At 50.9% G+C, this 21808-nt stretch carries 20 protein-coding genes and 1 pseudogene; 18 read left to right on the plus strand and 3 right to left on the minus strand.

Annotated elements, in window-relative coordinates; translation table 11 throughout:
- Positions 1-112: 112 nt before the first annotated feature.
- A pseudogene (locus tag FNY66_RS16155) lies at positions 113-257 on the plus strand (Hsp20/alpha crystallin family protein); the annotation flags it as partial.
- Positions 258-472: 215 nt separating this feature from the next.
- The gene (locus tag FNY66_RS09990) at positions 473-1846 is read left to right on the plus strand and encodes an MATE family efflux transporter (protein WP_150311052.1); all 1374 of its coding nucleotides are present in this window, start codon (positions 473-475) and stop codon (positions 1844-1846) included.
- On the opposite strand, the gene FNY66_RS09995 is transcribed toward FNY66_RS09990, so the two are convergent.
- From FNY66_RS09995 to FNY66_RS10005, 3 genes are all read right to left on the minus strand, one after another.
- A complete protein-coding gene (locus tag FNY66_RS09995) occupies positions 1836-2312 on the minus strand; it encodes a DUF2798 domain-containing protein (protein ID WP_150311053.1) in 477 nt (158 codons plus the stop codon). The genes FNY66_RS09990 and FNY66_RS09995 overlap by 11 nt on opposite strands.
- Positions 2313-2487: 175 nt before the next feature.
- Positions 2488-4269: a vWA domain-containing protein gene (locus FNY66_RS10000; protein WP_150311054.1), complete on the minus strand. Its 1782-nt coding sequence runs from the start codon at positions 4267-4269 to the stop codon at positions 2488-2490.
- A 51-nt stretch (positions 4270-4320) separates the two neighbouring features.
- The gene (locus tag FNY66_RS10005) at positions 4321-5226 is read right to left on the minus strand and encodes an AAA family ATPase (RefSeq protein WP_150311055.1); all 906 of its coding nucleotides are present in this window, start codon (positions 5224-5226) and stop codon (positions 4321-4323) included.
- A gap of 461 nt (positions 5227-5687) precedes the next feature.
- Here FNY66_RS10005 and FNY66_RS10010 point away from each other — a divergent pair, with 461 nt between their 5' ends.
- From FNY66_RS10010 to FNY66_RS10085, 16 genes are all read left to right on the plus strand, one after another.
- Complete coding sequence (locus tag FNY66_RS10010) at positions 5688-6359, plus strand: hypothetical protein (protein ID WP_150311056.1); 672 nt, start codon at positions 5688-5690, stop codon at positions 6357-6359.
- A gap of 48 nt (positions 6360-6407) precedes the next feature.
- Positions 6408-7295 carry a Cof-type HAD-IIB family hydrolase gene (locus FNY66_RS10015; protein WP_150311057.1) on the plus strand — a complete coding sequence of 296 codons (888 nt, stop codon included), beginning with the start codon at positions 6408-6410 and terminating at the stop codon, positions 7293-7295.
- 226 nt (positions 7296-7521) lie between these two features.
- Positions 7522-8874: a Mur ligase family protein gene (locus FNY66_RS10020; RefSeq protein WP_087150587.1), complete on the plus strand. Its 1353-nt coding sequence runs from the start codon at positions 7522-7524 to the stop codon at positions 8872-8874.
- The gene (locus FNY66_RS10025) at positions 8874-9632 is read left to right on the plus strand and encodes a type 1 glutamine amidotransferase (RefSeq protein WP_150311087.1); all 759 of its coding nucleotides are present in this window, start codon (positions 8874-8876) and stop codon (positions 9630-9632) included. Before FNY66_RS10020 ends, FNY66_RS10025 begins: the two co-directional genes overlap by 1 nt.
- A gap of 130 nt (positions 9633-9762) precedes the next feature.
- Entirely contained in the window at positions 9763-10446 is a 684-nt protein-coding gene (locus tag FNY66_RS10030) for a metallophosphoesterase (protein ID WP_190324827.1), read from the plus strand.
- Positions 10418-11371: a leucine-rich repeat protein gene (locus FNY66_RS10035; RefSeq protein WP_150311059.1), complete on the plus strand. Its 954-nt coding sequence runs from the start codon at positions 10418-10420 to the stop codon at positions 11369-11371. Before FNY66_RS10030 ends, FNY66_RS10035 begins: the two co-directional genes overlap by 29 nt.
- On the plus strand, positions 11361-12755 hold the full coding sequence (locus FNY66_RS10040; protein WP_229409493.1) for a vWA domain-containing protein: 1395 nt from the start codon (positions 11361-11363) through the stop codon (positions 12753-12755). The genes FNY66_RS10035 and FNY66_RS10040 overlap by 11 nt, the downstream gene beginning before the upstream one ends.
- Positions 12745-14265 (plus strand): AAA family ATPase, encoded by a 1521-nt coding sequence (locus tag FNY66_RS10045; RefSeq protein WP_150311060.1) that lies wholly within the window; start codon positions 12745-12747, stop codon positions 14263-14265. Before FNY66_RS10040 ends, FNY66_RS10045 begins: the two co-directional genes overlap by 11 nt.
- Positions 14266-14392: 127 nt before the next feature.
- Entirely contained in the window at positions 14393-15028 is a 636-nt protein-coding gene (locus tag FNY66_RS10050; protein ID WP_150311061.1) for a lactate utilization protein, read from the plus strand.
- Positions 15029-15281: 253 nt separating this feature from the next.
- Entirely contained in the window at positions 15282-16169 is an 888-nt protein-coding gene (srtB, locus tag FNY66_RS10055; protein WP_150311062.1) for a class B sortase, read from the plus strand.
- 42 nt (positions 16170-16211) lie between these two features.
- Positions 16212-16424, plus strand: coding sequence for a DUF951 domain-containing protein (locus tag FNY66_RS10060; RefSeq protein WP_087150581.1), 213 nt, complete (start codon positions 16212-16214; stop codon positions 16422-16424).
- Positions 16405-16818, plus strand: a complete 414-nt coding sequence (locus FNY66_RS10065; RefSeq protein WP_150311063.1) for a DUF3842 family protein — start codon at positions 16405-16407, stop codon at positions 16816-16818. The genes FNY66_RS10060 and FNY66_RS10065 overlap by 20 nt, the downstream gene beginning before the upstream one ends.
- A gap of 400 nt (positions 16819-17218) precedes the next feature.
- On the plus strand, positions 17219-17974 hold the full coding sequence (gene larE, locus FNY66_RS10070; protein WP_150311064.1) for an ATP-dependent sacrificial sulfur transferase LarE: 756 nt from the start codon (positions 17219-17221) through the stop codon (positions 17972-17974).
- Between the two features lie 90 nt (positions 17975-18064).
- Positions 18065-18820 (plus strand): nickel pincer cofactor biosynthesis protein LarB, encoded by a 756-nt coding sequence (gene larB, locus FNY66_RS10075; protein WP_087150578.1) that lies wholly within the window; start codon positions 18065-18067, stop codon positions 18818-18820.
- Positions 18821-18864: 44 nt separating this feature from the next.
- Positions 18865-20190, plus strand: coding sequence for a nickel pincer cofactor biosynthesis protein LarC (gene larC, locus FNY66_RS10080; protein ID WP_150311065.1), 1326 nt, complete (start codon positions 18865-18867; stop codon positions 20188-20190).
- Positions 20187-21803 carry an ABC transporter substrate-binding protein gene (locus tag FNY66_RS10085; protein WP_150311066.1) on the plus strand — a complete coding sequence of 539 codons (1617 nt, stop codon included), beginning with the start codon at positions 20187-20189 and terminating at the stop codon, positions 21801-21803. The genes larC and FNY66_RS10085 overlap by 4 nt, the downstream gene beginning before the upstream one ends.
- The last annotated feature ends 5 nt before the right edge of the window (positions 21804-21808 follow it).

A 21808-nucleotide genomic window follows, 5' to 3' on the forward strand; every position in this document is an offset into this window, starting at 1 on the left:
AATCCCGGTTTCCCGGAAACCGACATCCAAGATAACACCGAGGGTGCTGATAAGGCTGTGTAAGCAGTCCATAGATTATTTAAGAGATTCATATAAACGAAAGAAATGACTTATGTTGATGCCGGGTATTTTTGGAGAGAATTTATTTGATGATGACTGGATGGGATTTCCCGTTTGACAGAGATTTTTGGGGGAGGAAGAATCCGTTATACGGTAAGAATGCCAATAGAGTGATGAAGACAGATATCTGTGAGCATTCCGATGAAGGATGCACAGGCTGTGGAGACGAAGAAAACTATCGCCATCGAAGGATGATAATTTCATAAGCTAAGTCAAAGAAGGGCTCGGTACCAGTAAGGCACCGGGCCCAACTATTACGGTTTTTAACAGAGAATTTTCAGCCAAGGTATTCCCTCTTTCCCGTTTTCTGCTATAATGTTCTGGCGGTATTGAGAAGAGAGGAAAACATAAGATGAAAAAGACGAATGATTTCGGCAGGGATTCTATACCCCTGCTTGTATTAAAAATATCGATTCCGTTCATGTTCGCGCAGTTCGTCAATGTGCTGTACAGCATCGTGGACAGGATCTATGTAGGCAACATTCCGGTGACGGGAGCGGATGCGCTTGCGGGTGTGGGTGTGTGCGCACCGATCGTAACGCTCCTGTCATCTTTTGGCGCTTTGTTCGGTATCGGCGGTTCTGTCCTGTTTTCGGTACGGCTGGGCGCCGGGGACGAGAAGAATGCCAGGAAGGTTCTGGCAAACAGCTTTGTGCTGCTCATCATCGCATCTCTGGCGCTGACACTTTTGTTTCTTATTACAAAGGGCTGGCTGCTGAACTGGTTCGGAGCGAGCGAGGTGACCTTTTCGTATGCAGATACCTATATGACGATCTATACGGCGGGCACCTTTTTTGCGCTCCTTTCAACAGGGATGAACTATTTCATCACGGCACAGGGCTTCCCGCTCCTCGGGATGGCGACAACCCTGATTGGCGCGGTCATCAATATTATCCTTGATCCGGTGTTTATCTTCCTTCTGGATATGGATGTGGCAGGTGCGGCCGCGGCGACTGTACTGGCGCAGATGTCTTCCTGTGCATTTGTGCTTTGTACGCTGCGCCGGAAGAAGATGAGGATACGTCTGGGGATCGTAAAGCCGGATCTGCAGGCGGGGAAACAGATCGTAAAGATCGGATTCTCACCGTTCCTTATTATGGCAACAGACAGTATCATTATTATCGCCCTGAATGCTGTGCTCCAGTATTACGGCGGGGCGGAATACGGGGATACGCTGATCACCGCGGCGACGATCGTGCAGAGTTATATGCTGCTGATCACATCCCCCATGCTTGGGATCACAGGAGGTTCTCAGCCTCTGATCAGCTTCAATTACGGAGCAAACAGACCGGACAGGATCCGAAAGACATTCTTCTGGGTGCTCATGCTGTGCGTCTGTTTCACGGCGGTCATGTTCCTTATCTCCAGATTTATGCCGCAGTATTTTGTACGTATTTTCACGAGTGACCCGGAGTATGCGGAGCTTGCCGTATGGGGAATCAAAATATTTACGCTGATGATCGTCCCGTTGAGTTTTCAGTATGTGATCGTTGACGGGCTGACTGCCCTGGGAATGACGAAGATTTCCCTGAGCCTCTCCCTGCTTAGAAAAGGGATATATTTTGGCGCGACATGTGTTCTGCCCATCTTTTTCGCCGCCCGCTCTGCGTTTTATGCAGAGCCTGTAAGCGACGGACTGGCGGCATGCCTTTCTTGCCTGGTATTTTTCTTTATCTACAGGAAATACCTGCGCGGAGAGGGGCGGCTCGGGGATATTAAGCTGTAGCCGCTGCAAGCTGTTTCTTGAAGATGGTACGGAAGATCAGGCGTACGAGCGGTTCGACGTAAAATACCTGGGCGCACAGCGCAAACGGAAAGTTCTGTACCAGTTTCGTCAGCCAGTGACCGAGCAGTTCCGGACACAGTCCCATGTGATAGATGGAGACGTAGAGTGTCATCATAGGCGCCATCATGGATACGGTAAATCCGGCTGTGGCGAGGATGATAAAGATCGGTTTGTCTTCACCCGGTGTAAATATACGGCGCACGAGCCGTTTTACGATCGGGGCGGCTATGTAACGCTGCGCAATGAATGCGCCGATCACCTCCACCCACATGTGGGTCAGTGCATAACCGAACGTGGCGAAAGTGACCCCGTTCTCCAGTCCGGCGTTGTAGAATGTCATGACGTACACAAAGATGAGTACCATGATGCATGTAAATGTAAGATCCTGAAATTTTGTCTGTGGCATTTGATAATCCTCCTTAATAAAATAATTGTGAGTAAAAAAATAACGGGCAGTGTCAGACAACCGGACTTACGTTTCTGATACTGCTCGTTGTTTGGTGCACATCCCAGGATGTGTAATATTTTTTTAGAATCAGGGAAATTTCCTGAACTGCTTAAGTAGTCTATCACAAAATTTATTATAAAGTCAACTTTTCGATTTTTCGCAGCAGAAGATTCCCCACGGCGTCTGAGAGATGCCGGATATTCTCAATCCTGACAAAATCATCCCCGTATATCTTCCTCGCAGCTTCTGTGCTTCCGTCCTCTCCGTTTAAGATTGCCATGACCTGTATGCCTGATTTTCTCAGAGTACGAACCTCTGCCGCGGTATCCTCCACGCCGGCTTCGCCGGAGTAGTCGCGGCTTATATGATGCCCGTTTGACCGGTCGGGAAGAAGCCTGCGGTCATCGTTGGGACTGGCGTCGGTAAGGAGGATGAGAAGCCTGTTTCCGGCCGGGGAGGACTGCATCATATGCCCGACGCCTTTCACGGCCAGTCCGTCCCGGTTCCATCCCGCAACGAAGTAATCGAAAATCCTGTCGTCCTTATCGGAATCCTCATATCCGCAGAACCGGCGCATGACAGTATATCCCCGGAGACTGAGGAAAGAGCAGACCTGTACCGGTACTTTGCAGAGCCGCAGGCTGCGCGCGATCACGTAGGCCTGTGCAGCTATCATTTCCTGACTCTGAAGGCGTGAGGCGGAGGCGTCCAGAAGAAGATCCACAGAAAAATCCGGCTGTTCGTCTTCGAAACTGTCCGTGAATATCCTCTCATCGTTCAGCCGGACTGCACGCCAGATCTGTTCGGGAGCGATCTGGCCGGCACGGCTCGTCAGCTTCGCGGGCTGAGGGTATACGAGCAGCGCATTGCGGATCTGCTGCGCCAGACGTGTGATGCAGTTTTCATAGAAATGCCGTTTCTCTTTGAAATGGATCCTGTTCCGTTCTGACTGTGCCTGTGCGCTGAGAATCGTTTTTTGGATCAGTGCATCCGAAGAAGATGCATCTGCGGCGTGTATGTCTGCATTCCCGGCAGCAGCCTGCCGTCCTTCTGTAAAGTAGATATGGCAGTCTTTATGGCCTCCGGTGCACAGGAGTTCCTCTATCTGGGTGCTTTCCTCCCGTGTATACAGAGGAAGTCCGAAACAGCTTTCTATGTAAATACGGTTGTTCTCTTCTGCAGCTGCTGTCAAAGGTCCTGCGTTTTTCGACTTCCGTGCTGTGATGACACCGTTTCCAGCTCCGTCCCGTGCAAAGGTGAGGTCTTCCGTGCGCATCACCCGGGAAGGGAGCAAGCGGGAGGTAAAGGAAGCAAATCTGTTCTTAAGACGGAGCAGAAAAGTGCGGTCTGCATGTTCCCGGCTGAAATGGAAATAGCGGTGCAGGATCTGAAATGTATGTTCCGCTATCTGCCGGGCATCCCATTCACCGCTGTAGGTCAGTTCTTCAAAGAGTTTCCTCTCCCGTGGATTTGCAAGTCCCGGGCCTCGCCCCAGCACGGTGTTCCATCTCGCAGACTGGAGCGCATAGACAAGGCTGTTCTGTGCCATCCACTGTTGGCGGGATCTGGTAAACTGCTGCTCGAAAAAAGCCTCTGCACATGCCAGACGCATCTCGGCGAGGACAGGACGTTCCCCCACCTCGCGTTCAAAAGCACAGTTCTCCAGACCGATCCACAGGATTCCGTCAAAGCTCTCGCGCATGAACGAGGAGCCAATCGTGTCAAAAAGTTCCTGCATGATCTCCCTGTCATACCATTTCCGCACATATCCGATGATCGAGTTCATGTACAGGTCCGGCTTTCCATCCTGGGAAAATGCCATGAATGCAGGTTCAAAACCGTATTCTCCTGCGGCTGTCCATATGATATTTAATGCCCGCCTGCGGGCGGAAATGCCGTAATCTGTGCTGCTCATCTCTATCTTGCTTCCTTTTGTAAATGCATTTTGGGTAACAGTTCGGCCGTATTAATCGAACAGTGTACTCCTGCCATCTTTTTTCGATATCCTGGAAGAAATAATATCGCGGACGAGAGACTGCTCGTAATCGTCGAAAGTCTTGTTGGTGATCCCCATATCGAGTGCTGACAGAGGGGACAGACCTCTGCGAATCAGGCGGATGGCATCCATAAGGCCGCGCAAATCCAGGACTTTCGGAGTCAATTCTCCGTTTCGGCACTTTTTTTCGATATCGGTGAACAGACCGGAGAACTGAACGGCAGACTGTTTCTTCATATCCGGAAATTCACGGCGGAGCAGTTTCTCCAGATTGTCCCGTGTGATCTCCGGCATATGGATGACCATAAATCGGGAAGCAAGAGCTTCATTTAATTCCCGTGTGCCTGCATAGCCGTAATTCATCGTGGCGATAAAGCGGGCGGCATCGTGGACCGGGATGGCGTCATAGCCGGGCACGTTGATCACGCGGCGGAAATCAAGGACTGAGTGAAGGACGGCAAGAGCTTCATTGCGGGCCATATTGATCTCGTCCAGAATACAGAAGCCGCCGAGGGTTGCGCACTGGCAGACCGGACCGGGACGGAATACGACTTGTCCGTCACGGAAAGTATCGGTCCCGATCATAAAGGAAGCGTCCATATTGATATGAAACGATACATTGTAGGAAGGCCGCCCAAAAAGGCAGGCCAGATTTTCTGCGAGGACATTTTTCCCCGTTGCTTTGGAACCTGCCAGCAGCAGATTCTCCCCGCAGAGGAGCGCTTCGGCAGCCTGTTCCCATATTTCCTTTCCATAATACATATACCGGGGACGGGCGGTTAAGTCTGTGGCGGGGGAAGGATGTTCCCGGCGGAAATCTTCGATCCCTTTTATGATATGTTCATCGACATGTTCTTCTCTCAAAAAATCAAGCATGGCTCTTACCTCTGGTCTGGATTGCGTTTCGCATGAATACTTTACAGTTCACCCGCGCCATTCGCAAAATCGCACTTACGTGCTTACTGCGGCTGATGCCGCTTTTTTGCTCATGAAAAGGCGCTCCCGTCGCATGCAAGGCGACAGTCTGATCCTTATGCAAGCATAAATCAGCCTGTCTCATGCATGCGAGTGAACTGTAACGACATTATACCACAATCATATTTTTTGTGCAGTATTCCGTCTTGTAATACCATGCCCCATTTCATATAATAGGTTCACTTACCTGCATTTCCCGTTCGGGGAGAAGTCACCGCAGGTAGTATGGAATTGAGGGATTCCATTTTCTTTATGAGGCTTATTCGGCCGGTTTTCAGCAGAGTTATCAATGGTTGCAGGAACACACGAAAGAATTTATAATAAGGAGGAAAAATGACGTTTCCTTTCTGCTCGGCGGTACAATGAATCTGTACGAACATCAGAGCTCTTATAATCAGAATATGCCGATAAGAGGTCTGATGTATCTCGCAAGGCTGTATCAGAACTACATCGACGACTGTGAGATCAATGTGTTCAGCCCGGTATTAAAACATCTGCCCAGCCCTAAATTTATCGTATTTTATAACGGATCAAAAGGTGAGCCGGACCAGAAGATCCTCAGACTGACAGATGCGTTTGCAGAAGAGGGGATGTCCGGAGAATCATGTCTGGAATGCTGTGCAACAATGCTGAATATCAATTACGGGCATAATTATGAATTGATGGAGAAATGCAGACGGCTTGAGGAGTATTCCGTATTTGTAGCAGAGGTGCGTAAGGCGCTGAAAGAAGGCGGCAATCAAAGGCAGGCGGTAGACGATGCGATTGATATCTGTATCGAAAAGGGGGTACTGCGGGATATACTGATCAGAGAAAGGGCGGCGATTATGAATATGGTATTATCATGTACAGAGAAACAATATGAGAGACTCGTCGAGAAAGAATTAGAGCAGCAGGATAAAAAAATAAAGGAGCAGGAAAGACTCCTCAAGTTAAACCGAATTCTGGTTCAGGAGAAGAAATATGAGCTTCTTGAGCGTATTCAGGATGATCCGGAGCTGCAGAAAGAACTTATAGAACAGTACGGAATCTGATATTAGCGAAGCGCCGGTATCCGGACTGTGAATTAAAGGAGAGACAATATGATTAAAGTAATAGCAAGTGACATGGACGGTACTCTTCTCGGAGACGACCATAAGCCGGCGCCGGAGACTCTGGCGGCGGTGAAGAAAGCGTGTGACGCGGGAATCCGTTTTATGATAGCGACGGGAAGGAATTTCCCCGGAGCGATGGCGGAACTTAAGGATGCAGAACTGGTATGTGACTACATCGTGGGCAGCGGTGCGGAAGTGAGAAATCCGCAGCAGGAGGTTGTTGTTACACATCCGATCAGTATAGAGCTGTGCAGGGCAATTTATGAGGAGATCAGGGATTATCCGCTTTCTGTGACATTCTGCACGGACGGATATGACTACAAGATCGGAACCCCGGAGGAGATCGAGGAGAGTCTGATGCTTCAGATGCAGCTTTTCTTCTCGAACCTGCCGAGGGAGGAATTGGCGAAGTCAGAGACATACCGGCGTATAAAAAAATCTACGAGATCAATGTCCGATATGGACGAACTGGAGGCTGCGGGGGTGCCGGTTTACAAGTTGTTCCTGTATTCCGAAGACAAGGCGATGCTTGATGAGATGAATACACGACTGCAGAGGAATAAGGATATCGCGGTGGCGTCGTCCTTTCCGACGAATCTGGAGATTACAGACGTGAAAGCGCAGAAAGGTCCTGTTCTGAAAGAATACATTGAGTCACTGGGCTATACGATGGACGAAGTAATGGTACTGGGCGACAGCCTGAACGACCTTTCCATGATCTCTATGGATTTTGGTGCCACGGTGGCCATGGCAAATGCAGATCCGGAAGTAAAGAGTGCGGCAAAGTACATTACGAAATCCAATACGGAATTCGGTGTGGCATATGCGATAGAGGAACTGTTAAAGAGGCAGGAGTCCCCTTGCCATCAGGAGTGATTTCACGTATAATATCCCCCGATGGCTGAACTGATCAAATAGCAGTTCAGCCCGCGCCATTCGTAAAACCGCACTTCGTGCTTATTGTGGCTGCCGCCACTGTTTTACTCATTAACGGGCGCTCTGCTCATCGGGAACGGAGCAGGCTGATTCTTATGCAGGCATAAATCAGCCTACTCATTCCCGATGGCTGAACTATAAAAAAGATAAAAAGTTGGTATGAACAATGAGATTAAGAAGTAAACTTGCGATCAGAGCTGCGAAGCTGACAAGCTTTCTGATCAAAAAAATGAAACGAGGCAGCGGGGTCACTCTTCCGGGGTATGTAGCGCGCCGGATCGATCCCGACATTTTAAAGGCGATGGCACAGCAGGTCAGAGGAAAGACCATCGTCACTATGGGAACAAACGGCAAGACAACGACCAATGCGATCCTGTGCAGGGCGCTGGAGTCGGAAGGAAAAAAGGTGATCATCAACCGGACCGGAGCCAATATGCTCAACGGTATCATTTCGGCTTTCGTCCTTGCCACGGATAAGAAAGGCAGACTCGACGCGGACTTTGCCTGTATCGAGGTGGACGAGATCTCTTCGGTAGGCGTACTGCCGAAACTGGAGCCGGACTGCGCGTTACTGACAAATATTTCAAGAGATCAGTTAGACCGTTTTGGTGAGGTGGACATTACCTATAATAAACTGCTGACCGCAGTGAAGAGCGTCCCGAATACAACGCTCATCATCAACTGTGATGATATTCTGTCCTATTCACTCGCGGAAGAGAGCGGGAATCCGTTTGTCACATGCGGGATCAGCGAGCAGATCTTTGACGATATCTCCCGCTCCGAGATACGGGAGAGTATCTTCTGCCGGAAATGCGGGAAGAAGCTGGAGTATGATTTCTTCCACTACGGACAGCTTGGCATCTACCACTGTCCGAACTGTGGGTGGGAGCGTCCGGAACCGGATTACACGGCTCAGAATATTGAACTGAACGACGAAGTATATTCCTTTGATGTTGACGGTATGCACATCGATTCCACTGCGCGCACGCCGTACAATATTTACAACACACTTTCCGCGTATACTGCGCTGAAGACGATGGGTGCGGGATATGTCGGATTCAAAGAGATGATCGAGGCGTTTGATTACGGCAATAACCGGGAGAGCATCTTCACGATCGACGGGGCGAGAGTGCAGCTCCATCTGGCTAAGAACCCGATTGGTTTCCAGCAGAAGATTTCCCTCGTGCTCAAGGATGAGAAGCCGAAAGACATCATCATCCAGATCAATGATACGGCGCAGGACGGCCGCGATATCTCATGGCTGTGGGATGTGGACTTCCAGTATCTGGCTGACAGCAGTGCACAGCGGATCATCACAGCGGGAACACGCCGGTATGACATGGGACTCCGTCTGAAATACGAGGATATCCCGTGCGAGACGACGACCGACCTGAAAGCAGCCGTTGCAGACTGCGCGAAGAACGGCACGAAGAACCTGTATGTGATCGTGAATTATTCCGGGCTGTACCGGACGAACCATATGCTTGCAGAACTGGAGAAAGGAGGAGCGGGAGAATGATGAAACTGACGATCGGACATTTATACCCGGATCTTCTGAACCTGTACGGCGACAGAGGAAATATCCAGTGCTTCAGGAAGAGGCTTGAGTGGCGCGGGATCGAGGCGGAAGTGATCCCCTTTCTGTCGGGAGACGAGATCGACTTTACAAAGCTCGATATTGTCCTGCTTGGAGGCGGTTCTGACAGAGAGCAGGAACTGGTCTGCGGATTCCTGCAGGATATCAAAGATGATTTTAAGAATTATGTGGAGGACGGCGGCGTCGTGCTCGCAGTGTGCGGCGGATATCAGCTCCTCGGCAAATATTATAAGACGGACAAGAAGACCATAGAGGGACTCGGCGTGCTGAATATTACGACGGACTGGGAGCCGGAGCGACTGATCAGGGATATCGTTCTGGAGAGTCCGCTGTTTGACCGTCCGGTGGTCGGATTTGAGAACCACGGCGGCCGTACGGAGATCGGGGAGCACGAGCCTTTCGGCAAAGTGACCTACGGTTTCGGAAATACCGGGAAATCGGGATATGAGGGCGTTGTCTATAAAAACGTGATCGCAACATATCTGCATGGTCCGCTCCTTCCGAAGAATCCGCATGTGTGCGACTATCTTCTGGAACGCGCGCTGAAACGGAAATACGGAGAAGACGCGGTGCTCACACTGCTTACGGACGAGATGGAACAGAAAGCGAATGATTATATTGTAGAGCGGTACAATGATAAGAAATATGTCCTGAAGGAGACGATCAAACGTCATACCTGATGTTGAGTAACAGTTCAGCCATGGAACAGCCTGGGAGAGAAAATCATGCTCGCATGATTTTTCGAGTGGCGCGAGCTGAACTGTTGTGGTTCCCAGAAAAGGCATGATTCCCGAGAAAGGCGGTGGAGCTATGGGGCGTACGTATGTAATGTCCGACATTCACGGGATGTCGGAGCTGTTTCAAAGGATGCTGGAACAGATCAGATTCAGTGATGAGGATACGCTGTATATACTCGGAGATATGATCGACAGGGGACCAGACCCTGCCGGGATCCTTGATATCGTTATGGCATGCGATAATATCATCGCCCTTAAGGGGAACCATGAGGATGGTTTTGTAGAATGGTATGAAAATGTGGGGGACAAGGTGCAGCAGCGGTATTATTACAATACCTATGACATATTGGCAGACTGCGAGGCAACACGGGAAAAGCTGCCGGAATATGTGCGGTTCATGAAAAATCTGCCGTTGTACAGGAAGGTAAAGATGAACGGGAACTGCTATCTCATGGCACATGCCTCCACAGAGGAGATCCTCCGCGTGTGGAAGAGAAAGGAACGTCTGCTCTGGGATACGTCGCTGATCGACAGGCAGACGGGGATACCGGGATATGTCTCGATCGTGGGTCATGTCCCGACTTTTATTATCCGGGGCTATCCGAAGGAGCAGGCGTCTGTCTGGCACAGCCCGAACGGACGCATTATTGATGTGGACTGCGGAGCCGCATTTTCGGATCTGGGCGGAAGACTGGGGTGTCTGTGCCTGGATACAGGAGAGGAATACTATGAAACTTCATTACAGGATCATAAATGACGAGGTAGAGATCGTGCGGTGCTTCGGGGCTGATCCGGCTCTCGAGCTCCCGGAGGAGATCAACGGCAGACCGGTAAAGCGTATGGCTCCATACGCTTTTTCTGCGAGAAAGGACAGAGAAGATGAGGAGGTTCTCGTCTTCACGACGGATGAGGAGCGTATGTTCCGGGATGAGGAGAGGCTTCTGGCAGGAGAAGTGCTTGAGAGTGTACGGCTGCCGGATACGATGGAAGAAGCGGGACGTTATCTTTTCTACGGCTGCAGAAACTTAAGAGAGCTTCATTTCTCAGACAGGCTGAAAAATATCGGGAGCGGCGCATTTACCGGATGCCGCAGCCTGTCGGCGCTGCATGTGCGGCTGCTGGACGGAGACCGCTCCTGTGTGCATGATATTCTGGGGGATCTGTGGCAGCGGATCGATGTTACGTTTTATAAAGCGGGAAGAGAAGCAAGGCTTGTATTTCCCGAACATTACGAGGAGGCGGTGGAAAATACGCCTGCGCGCATCCTCTTTACCCAGCATCACGGATCTGGGAATAACTACAGGCAGTGTTTTTACAATAAGGAGATCGACTACAGGAAGTACGACAGTCTGTTTTATTCGGCGAGGGCGCAGGACGATGTCAATGTGATCTCTGATCTTGTATTCGCGAGACTGATGTTTCCGGAAGAACTGACGGAAGAAGCGCAAAAAGAATATGAGGATTATGTGAGGGCGCATGCACTGCCCGTCGCGGAACACCTGACGGATACAGAGGATCTGGCTGCGCTGAAAGAATTCTCCATCAGGGGATTCTGGACGCGGGAGTCTCTGAGCGGTGCGGTGCAGCATGCGGCTGAACAGGGGAAACGGTCGGTTTTAAGTTTTCTCATGAATGAGAAGCACCGGCTGTATCCTGAGAGGAAGAAGAAATATGAACTGTGATATGACAGAGAATATAACAGATAAAACAAATGAGCAGGCAGCGGAGAGACTGGCGCAGATCGGCAGGGAGATCCTGGGGATCTGCCGCGACGAGCTGTACTTTTCCATGCGTTTTCTGGATGTGGCGCTGAGCAGTTTTGTCTACACGATGGATCCGGAGGTAAGCCCTTTCGGGACGGACGGGTATCACATGTACTTTCATCCCCGGGAGCTTGGAGGGTTGTACCGGGAGAACCGGATACTGGCAAACAGGGGATATCTCCACATGGTCCTGCACTGTATCTTCCGGCATATCTGGAAGACGGGAGGAGACCGGGGCTCTGCATACGGCAGTGGGGAGAACGGTCCGGAGAGTGGAAAAAGACTCTGGAACTTAAGCTGCGATATCGCGGTGGAGCACATCATAGACGGATGTGACCTCAGGCCGGTCAGATTTTCCAGAAGTCTGCTCCGGCGGGAAACATACCGGAAACTGGAACTATCCGGTCATGTGCTCAATGCGGAGAGAGTGTACCGGCTTCTGACAGAATGGGAGCTGACAGAGAAAGAACTGGGGCTGCTGGAAGAAGAGTTCCGTGTGGATGACCACAGATACTGGGAAAATGATGAGCGGAAACAGCCTCAGGATCAGCAGATGCAGCAGAGATGGAAAGACATCGATGAAAAGATGGAGACGGATCTGGAGACATTTTCCAAAGAAGCGGCTGAGAAGAACGGCAGCTTTTTGGGCGAGCTGCGCGTGGAGAACAGGGAACGCCATGATTACCGGGAATTCCTGAGAAAGTTTTCTGTATTCAGGGAAGAATTAAAGGCAGATCAGGATACATTTGACTATGGATTTTACAGCTACGGGATGTCCCTGTACGGGAATATGCCGCTGATTGAACCGCTTGAGACACGGGAAGAACACAGGATTGAAGAGTTTGTTGTCGTGATCGATACGTCTATGTCCTGCTCCGGCGAACTGATCGGGAAATTTTTGCAAGAGACGTACAGCGTTCTGGCGGAGAATGACAGCTTTTTCCGGAAGGTGAACATACACATCATACAGTGTGATGAGGAAGTGCATCAGGATGTGAAGATCACATCAGAGGAAGAGCTTAAGGACTATATGGAACATTTCAGCCTGTACGGCGAGGGCGGTACCGATTTCCGTCCGGCGTTTGAGTATGTGGAAGGGCTGCGGCAGAGCGGGGAGTTCGCGGATCTGAAAGGAATGATCTATTTTACGGACGGATACGGGATTTATCCGGAGCGTATGCCGGCGTGGCGGACTGCGTTCGTATTTCTGGAAGAAGATTACAGGGATGCAGATGTGCCGGCCTGGGCGATAAAACTGATACTGAGAGAAGAAGATATTAAGGAGGAGCACTTTGGATATTAAACGTGCAAAACAGGAGATCAAAGACGCCGTGGAGGCATATCTTTTAAAGGATACATTCGGGGAATATCAGATCCCGGCGATCAGGCAGAGGCCGATCCTTCTCATGGGACCGCCGGGTATCGGCAAGACACAGATCATGGAGCAGATCGCAAAGGAGATGCAGATCGGGCTTGTGTCCTACACGATCACCCACCACACGAGACAGAGCGCGGTGGGGCTGCCGTTTATCCGGGAGAAGGAGTACGGCGGCAGGACATATTCTGTGACGGAATATACGATGAGCGAGATTATCGCATCTGTCTATGACAAGATGGAGCAGACCGGCAATCAGGAGGGAATCCTTTTTCTCGACGAGATCAACTGTGTCTCGGAGACTCTTGCGCCTGCCATGCTCCAGTTCCTTCAGGGAAAGACGTTCGGGACGCACAGACTGCCGGACGGCTGGATCATCGTAGCTGCGGGAAACCCGCCGGAGTACAACAAATCCGTCCGTGAGTTCGACGTTGTTACGCTGGATCGTCTGAAGAAGATTGATGTGGAGGCAGATTTTCCGGTGTGGAAAGAATATGCCTACCGTCAGGGAATCCATCAGGCCGTGATCTCCTATCTGGATCTGCGCAGGGAAAACTTCTGCCGTATTGAGAATACAGTGGACGGGAAGAGGTTTGCCACTGCCAGGGGATGGGAAGATCTGTCCAGACTGATCCAGGTTTATGAGACACTGGGCAAGACGGCGGACCGGGAAGTGATCGGTCAGTATATCCAGCACCGGACGATAGCGAAAGACTTCGCAAATTATCTGGAACTTTACTACAAATACAGGACAGACTACAATGTCGGGGAGATCCTGGAAGGAAAATGGGATTCGGCAGTACTCAAGAAGATACAGGCTTCAGCTTTTGACGAGCATCTGAGCATTGTCAGTCTTTTAAACGGCAGGCTCGGCGGCATGTTCAGGGAATGCTTCCTCTGGGATGCATATGTGGCTAAGCTGTATGAATATCTTATTTATTACAGGGATAATCAGGCGGTCATGATGCTTGACGATGTGCGCGCAATGGCTGAAAAAGACCTGGAAGATCAGAGAAAATCAGAGCTCATCACACGTGAGCAGGAGCAGACACTGATCCGAGTGACAGAGGCGCTGAACAGATTTGCGCTTGAGATAAAGGGTGAGATGTTTGTCGGAGACGGTGCGCTGGACGAGGTCCGGGAGATGTTCGGCAGGGAGCGAGAAGAGCTTGAGCAGATGACAGAAGAGGTATCACGATCTCTCGACAATGTATTCCTTTTTCTGGAGGATGCGTTTGGGGAGAGTCAGGAGATGGTAGCTTTTGTCACAGAACTCAATGCGAACTATTACAGTGTGTGGTTTATCAATGAGAATGGAAATGACCTGTATTACAGACATAATAAAGGCCTTCTCTTTGAGGAACGCCATGAGAGCGTGGTAAGACAGATGCGGGAAGCAGAAGATATGCTCAACACAGGGATCACGGGTAATATTTGACTGCAGCCTTGCCTGAACTGTTACCTTATGCAGACATAATATGGGATAGGGTTTTGCAATTCACCCGGAGTGTATGCTATACTATCTATAATTATGGCATTTATTACAGGAAAGTGAGGTCGTTGGGATGGATGTAAGACAGATGAGAAATGAGGCGCTCGGAAAACGCGTCGTAAAAGCGCTGGAATCAAGAAATATGGAAGCCTATTACACCGTGACAAAGGAAGAAGCGGTAAAGAAGGCTCTTGAGCTGATCGCAGAGGGAAGCACGATCAATATGGGCGGTTCTGCATCAGTTCGGGAAGTGGGTCTGATCGATGCCATCAACGAAGGCAACTATGTGTTTTACGACCGTGACAAAGCGGCATCTCCGGAAGAAAAACAGGAGATTGCACTGAAGGCATTTACATGTGACTGGTTCTTAGGAAGTGTCAATGCCATGAGCGAGGACGGTGTGTTTGTAAATATTGACGGAAATGCAAACCGTGTGGCGGCCTATGCATTCGGTCCCAAGAATGTTCTGCTCATTGTCGGGATGAACAAGATCGTGAAGACGGAAGAGGATGCCATGCACAGGGCGAGAAACGAAGCGGCGCCGATCAATACGCAGAGGTTCGGTATCGATACTCCGTGCGTGAAGAACGGAAGCTGTTTTGACTGCAAGAGTCCGGACTGCATCTGCTGTCAGATCATGGTCACGAGATTCAGCAGGATACCGAAGAGGTTCAAGATCATCCTTGTAGATGAAAATCTCGGATTCTGACAGTAATCAATGATGCTGGGGTCAAAAGACCCCAACTATGATGCCTACGGATTGTTCCGTGCTGCGCACTTCCACAATCCTGCCCAATATTCGCATATCGTGGGATATACATCCCACTTTTATGCTCATATCGGGGCGGGTCCCAAGGTCCTTCACCCACCTATGAGCAAGCTCATGTGGGTTTAGACCTTTTGACCCTGGCATCAATTAATTATAGAAAAACGATATATCAGATTCGAAAGGAATTATCTCGATGGAAACTCAAGAAGAAAAGAAGAGCGGTGCCGGGAGAAAAAGGCGTAGGGCGCACAGCAGGAGAAAAGGGCACCGCAGGGATGTGAAGAGGGAAAGAACGGCAGCAGTCCGGACAGAGGAGAAGAATGGAAAAAAGAAAAAGCAGAAAAGAGCGGCGTTTGATGTCCTCTCCGGTACGATACTGATCGTGGCGGTCTGTGTCTTCGTCTTTTCTCTTTATCAGCTGGCGATAATGCTGATACCGTATCACACCGGCGGACAGGAGTATGAAGAGATCCAGAATCTGGCTGTCACGGCGGATGAAGACGGGAGCGGATTCAGTGTGGACTTCGACGCACTGCTTGAGATCAATCCGGATACGATCGCGTGGGTCCGTTTTGACGAACCGTCGATCATAAACTATCCGGTCGTCAAAAGCGCGGATAATAATGAATATCTTACAAAGACATTTGCAGAGAATGACAATAAACTGGGCGCGATATTTATGGATATGAGAAACAGCAGTGACTTCTCGGACAGAAATACGATTATTTACGGACATCATCTCAATGTGAGTCCGGAGATGTTTTCGAGGCTGCATCTGTATGAGGATGAAGAGTTCTGCCGGGAACATCCGAATTTTTATATCTATACTCCGGACGGAAGTGTGAGGACTTATACGGTATTCTCGGCAGGTATCGTCAATGCTGCAGCCAATAATTATGATGTTGAATTCGCATCAGATGAGGAGTTTGAGCAGTATATTGAACTCTGCCGTGAGTCGTCAAACTATCAGGTGGATGTAGAAGTAAATGCCCAGTCGCAGATTCTGAGTCTTTCTACCTGTACAGGAGATCAGCGGGATGAGCGTTTTCTGCTGCAGGGAGTACTTACGGCAGTGGATTAAGAGAATGCGCCGGGATTCTGATAAGATAGAAAGGAAGAGGACATGGCAGACAGATTTGATGTGGGAGATATCATAAAGATGAAAAAGCCTCATCCATGCGGGAGCCAGGAGTGGGAAGTGCTCCGCGTCGGTGCGGATTTCCGGCTGAAGTGCATGGGGTGCGGGCATCAGATCATGGTGTCGAGAAAGCTCGTAGAAAAGAATACGAGACAGATTACAAAAAAGGAGAAACAGGATGAGAGTACTGATCATTGACGGGCAGGGCGGCGGACTCGGACGTCAGCTTGTGACGGCTGTGAAAGAGTACGATCAGGATATCGAGGTTCTTGCTGTGGGAACAAACAGTGCTGCCACGAATGCAATGCTCAAGGCCGGCGCCGATCAGGCTGCGACGGGGGAGAACTCCGTGGTTGTCGCATCTGAAAGGGTTGATGTGATCATGGGACCGGTGGGAATCGTGATCGCAGACTCCATGCTGGGAGAGATCACCTCGCGTATGGCTGTGGCTGTAGGGCAGAGCAGGGCGAAGAGAATCTTGATTCCCGTGAATCTCTGTGATAATATTGTCGTGGGTGTCAGCGACGCGTCCATGGGAAAAAACGTGCAGAATGCGATAGACGCACTTAAGAAGAGTCTTGATGCCGATTGAAATCAACGGTGTAAGGGTCGAACTGATAGATGCGATTTTAATTAAAAGAAAATCCGGCAGGAAGCCGGGAAAGACGGCAGAAGCCGTATGGATCGCAGATTTAATGAGAGGCTGCAGATGATTTGCAGCACGGAACAATCAGCAGGCATCATAGTCAGTCGGGGCTTTTGCTCCCGCTAATATAAAGATTAAGAATATTGGATATCAGGAAGATATCTGCTTTCAGGAGAAGGCAGATATCTTTTTTGTGCGATACGCCCGGAGGGCGACCGCCGTGCCCGCACGAGCGGGCATCCGACGGGCAACGGTCATCGAGCGGCAATGCCGCGAGATGACCGAGGTATCGCGGTGATCGGACAGGGGGATTTCCCCCCTATCCGGTCAAAAGGAAGGAAAAAATATGGTATTAGAAGAATTTTTTTCACAGGTACAAAGGGCTGCCGCAGCCTTCTCCGGCGGAACAGACTCAGCCTTTCTACTATGGGCAGCGAAGCGGTACGGATGTGATATACATGCTTATTATGTGAAAACGGCGTTTCAGCCGGCATTTGAGCTTGAAGACGCGCGACGGCTTGCGGAAGAACTGGGGATACCGATGACAGTGGTGGACATGGATATCCTGTCGGTTCCGGAGGCGGCGGAGAACGGGCCGGACCGCTGCTATTTCTGCAAGCGGGCGATCTTCACACGGCTGAGAGAGGCTGCGCGGGAGGACGGCTATACTGTACTGCTGGACGGCACGAATGCATCGGATGATGCCGGAGACCGCCCGGGAATGCGTGCCCTGCGTGAGCTGGAAGTGCGTTCGCCTCTGCGTGAGTGTGGGATTACGAAAGCTCAAGTCAGAGAACGATCGAGAGAAGCCGGGCTGTTCACATGGGAGAAACCGTCGTATGCCTGTCTGGCAACGCGTATTCCCACGGGCATTCCGATCAGCAGATCAGATCTTGTCAGAGTCGAATGCGCGGAGTCTGTAATGGCAGAGGAAGGTTTTCGTGATTTCCGTGTCCGCCTGTACGGAGACGGTGCGCGGATTCAGGTCACGGAAGAGCAGATGCCGCTTGTGATGGAAAAGAGGAAAGAGATATGTGAAAAATTGTCGCCTCTGTTTCCGGCGGTATTTCTTGACCTGGCTGAGAGAAAAGTGACGGACTGAGTCCGCGGCGGGCAGGACCGGTGTCAGTCAGACAGATGCGGAACCGGACATCATGCCGGTGTGATAAGAATTTAAAAAGGAGAATTCATCATGGATAATAAACACGATATTCTTACGCTGCTCCGGAGTGTGGCGGAGGGTGCGACGTCACCTGAAGAAGCGCTTCTGAATCTGAAAGAAGTACCGTTTGAAGATTTAGACTATGCAAAGATCGACTATCACCGGAGTATACGGCAGGGGGCTTCGGAGGTGATCTACGGCGAGGGAAAGACCCCGGAGCAGATCAAAGGGATTGTCACCGCTATGGGAGAGCGGGGATGCCGGAATATACTTGTCACGCGTATCGGTCAGGAAGCGGCCGACATTCTGTGCGGGGCAGTTCCGGCGGAGTATCATCCCCTTCCGAAACTTGCTGTTGCATTTCCGGAAGAGCGGGAGCATAGGGGCAGTATTGTGGTGGCGACCGGCGGGACAAGTGATATGCCGGTAGCAGAGGAAGCCGCGCTGACTGCCGAGACACTGGGAAATAATGTCACACGCCTCTATGACGTGGGTGTGGCGGGACTCCACCGTCTGCTCTCAAACCTGGATCCGATTATGAGCGCACGCTGTATCGTGGCAGTGGCAGGAATGGAGGGGGCGCTCGCCTCGGTGATCGGCGGTCTGGCGGACTGCCCGGTGATCGCAGTCCCGACCAGTGTGGGATACGGCGCCAGCTTCGGCGGGCTGTCAGCACTTCTGTCCATGCTCAATTCCTGTGCGTCCGGATGCAGTGTGGTTAATATAGATAATGGATTCGGAGCCGGGTATCTGGCAAGTATGATCAATCAGATGGAAGGATTATAGTCCACGAAAACGGAATTGGATCGAACGAAAGGAAAGAACAGGATATGAGGACACTTTATATTGAATGTAATATGGGGGCAGCGGGGGATATACTCATGGCTGCCATGTATGAACTTCTGGATGAGGAACAGAAGCAGGAGTTTTTAGATCATATGAATGGTTCGGGTCTGCCCGGCGTGAGAATCACACCGCGCAAAAGTTCTACATGCGGGATATGTGGAACGCACATGGAAGTGACTGTATACGGAGAAGAGGAGCGCGAGCCGGAGGAAGTGCATACGGGTCATCACGGACACGCACATGAAGAACTGCATGACGGTCATCACGGGCATCATCATGCAGACCCGCTGCATATTACTGAGCTGATCCGCGGGCTGGATCTGCCGGGAGAGGTAAAAGATAACGCGATCGAGACATACAATGCGATTGCCGATGCCGAGGCAAAAGCACACGGATGTCCGGTTGAACAGGTGCATTTTCATGAGGTAGGAGCGCTGGATGCGGTAGCAGATGTGGCTGGAGTATGCTATGCCGTGTATCTTCTGAGGCCGGAGCGTATCGTGGTATCTCCGGTTCACGTAGGGAGCGGAACAGTGCGCTGCGCCCACGGGATCATGCCGGTGCCGGCGCCGGCTACGGCAAATCTGCTGGCAGACGTACCGATCTACGGGGGCGCTATCCGCGGGGAGCTATGTACGCCTACCGGGGCAGCGCTTCTTGTACACTTTGCCGGACATTTTGGAAATATGCCGATGATGGTGAAGACAAAAGTGGGGATCGGCATCGGGACAAAGGAATTTGAACAGGCGAACTGCGTCAGGGCATTTCTGGGAGAAACGCAGGAACAGGAAATGAAATCTAACGGGCGTATTGCAGAGCTGGTGTGCAATATTGACGATATGACGCCGGAGGCGCTCGCATTTGCAGCGGCACGTCTGCTGGAATCGGGGGCGCTGGATGTCTATACAGTGGCAGGTACGATGAAGAAAGGGCGTCCGGGCTGGGAACTTACCGTGCTCTGCGGGGAAGAACAGATTGATGAGACTGCCCGGAATATTATGCGGGAGACGACGACCAACGGAGTGAGAGCACGTCTGTGTGAAAAATATTTTCTGACTCCCGGCAGTGAAACGGTGCAGACAGAACATGGACAGATATGCGTCAAGACAGCGGGCGGATTTGGAATCAGCCATGTAAAACCGGAGTATGAAGATACGGCTGCATTTGCGCGAAAGTCGCAGGTGTCTTACGGGGAAGCATATGAACAGATCCTTTCTCTGCGAAGAGAGCAGATCAGGGAAAGGGAATCGGAAGAAGATATGACAGGAGATATGGGAAACAAGACGGAACAGGGAGGGTATCTGAGATGAGAAAGCGGTGGATTTCTCTGCTTCTGGCAGCAGCTGTTACGGTGACGGCCCTTGCAGGCTGTGCGGGAGATACAGCTGAAGATCAATCCGCGGTACAACAGAGAATCGAGAACTCTTCTGTTGTAATTGCCATGGACCCGAACTCTGAGCCTGAGGCGGGATTTGACCCGGCCTACGGATGGGGAGCGGGAGAGCATGTCCACGAGCCGCTGATCCAGAGTACACTCACGGTGACGAACACGGATCTGACGATCGGATATGATCTGGCGACGGATTATACAGTCAGTGAAGACGGTCTGACATGGACAGTCACGATCCGCGATGACGTAAAGTTTACCGATGGAGAACCGCTGACTGCCGAAGACGTGGCGTTTACATACAATACGGTAAAAGAGTCCAGTTCGGTCAATGACTTTACAATGCTGGACTATGCGGAGTCTTCGGATGATACGACGGTTGTCTTTCATATGACGCGTCCGTTTTCTATCTGGCCTTATACAATGGCAATCGTAGGAATCGTGCCGGAGAATGCCTATGACAGCGCAACTTACGGTTCCAATCCGATCGGTTCAGGCAGATATATCCTGAAGCAATGGGACAGAGGGCAGCAGGTCATTCTTGAAGCAAATCCGGATTATTACGGAGATGCGCCCGAGATGGAGCAGGTTACGATATTGTTCATGGAAGAGGATGCAGCATTTCTGGCAGTTCAGGCAGGCGAGGTGGACCTGGCGTATACATCGGCCACATATTCGGATCAGGAGGTCGAAGGATACAGTCTTGCCTCATATGCAAGTGTTGACAACAGAGGTTTTAATCTTCCGGCTGTGGAAGAGACGACAGATTCTGAAGGACGTACGGTCGGAAATGATTTTACAGCGGACGTGCTTGTCCGTCGTGCCATCAATATCGGCATTGACCGGCAGGAGATGATCGACAATGTACTAAACGGATACGGAAGCCCGGCTTACAGTGTGTGCGACCAGCTCCCATGGTACAATGAGGCTTCAGAAGTTTCATACAATCCCGAGGGCGCCGCGGCGCTGCTCGATGAGGCGGGCTGGACCGTAGGAGATGACGGTATCCGGGAGAAAGACGGAGTCAAAGCAGAGCTGAACCTGCTCTATTCCACCGGAGATTCTGTCCGCCAGGCGCTCGCCGCAGATTTTGCGGATCAGCTCGGTGTGCTCGGTATATCGTGTACACTTGAGGGAGTGGGCTGGGACACGGCTTACGACCGTGCGCTGTCTGACCCTCTGATCTGGGGCTGGGGAGCACATACACCGATGGAACTCTATAATATTTATCATACGATAGAGGGGACGGACTCGGCAGAATACTCTCCGTATTCCAACAGCACTGTGGATGAATATATGGATCAGGCGCTCGCCTGCGGCGATTTGGAAGAATCTTACAGATTGTGGCAGCAGGCTCAGTGGGACGGGACTGACGGAGTGACCCAGGACGGAGATATCCCCTGGGTATGGCTTGTGAATATCGATCATCTCTACTGGGTGAGGGACGGCCTTACTGTGGCTGAGCAGAAGATACATCCCCACGGACATGGATGGTCCATCGTCAATAATGTAGATCAGTGGAGCTGGAAAGGATGATTTAT

Source organism: Mediterraneibacter catenae, from assembly GCF_008691045.1.
In the GTDB taxonomy this organism is placed as follows: domain Bacteria; phylum Bacillota; class Clostridia; order Lachnospirales; family Lachnospiraceae; genus Mediterraneibacter; species Mediterraneibacter ornithocaccae.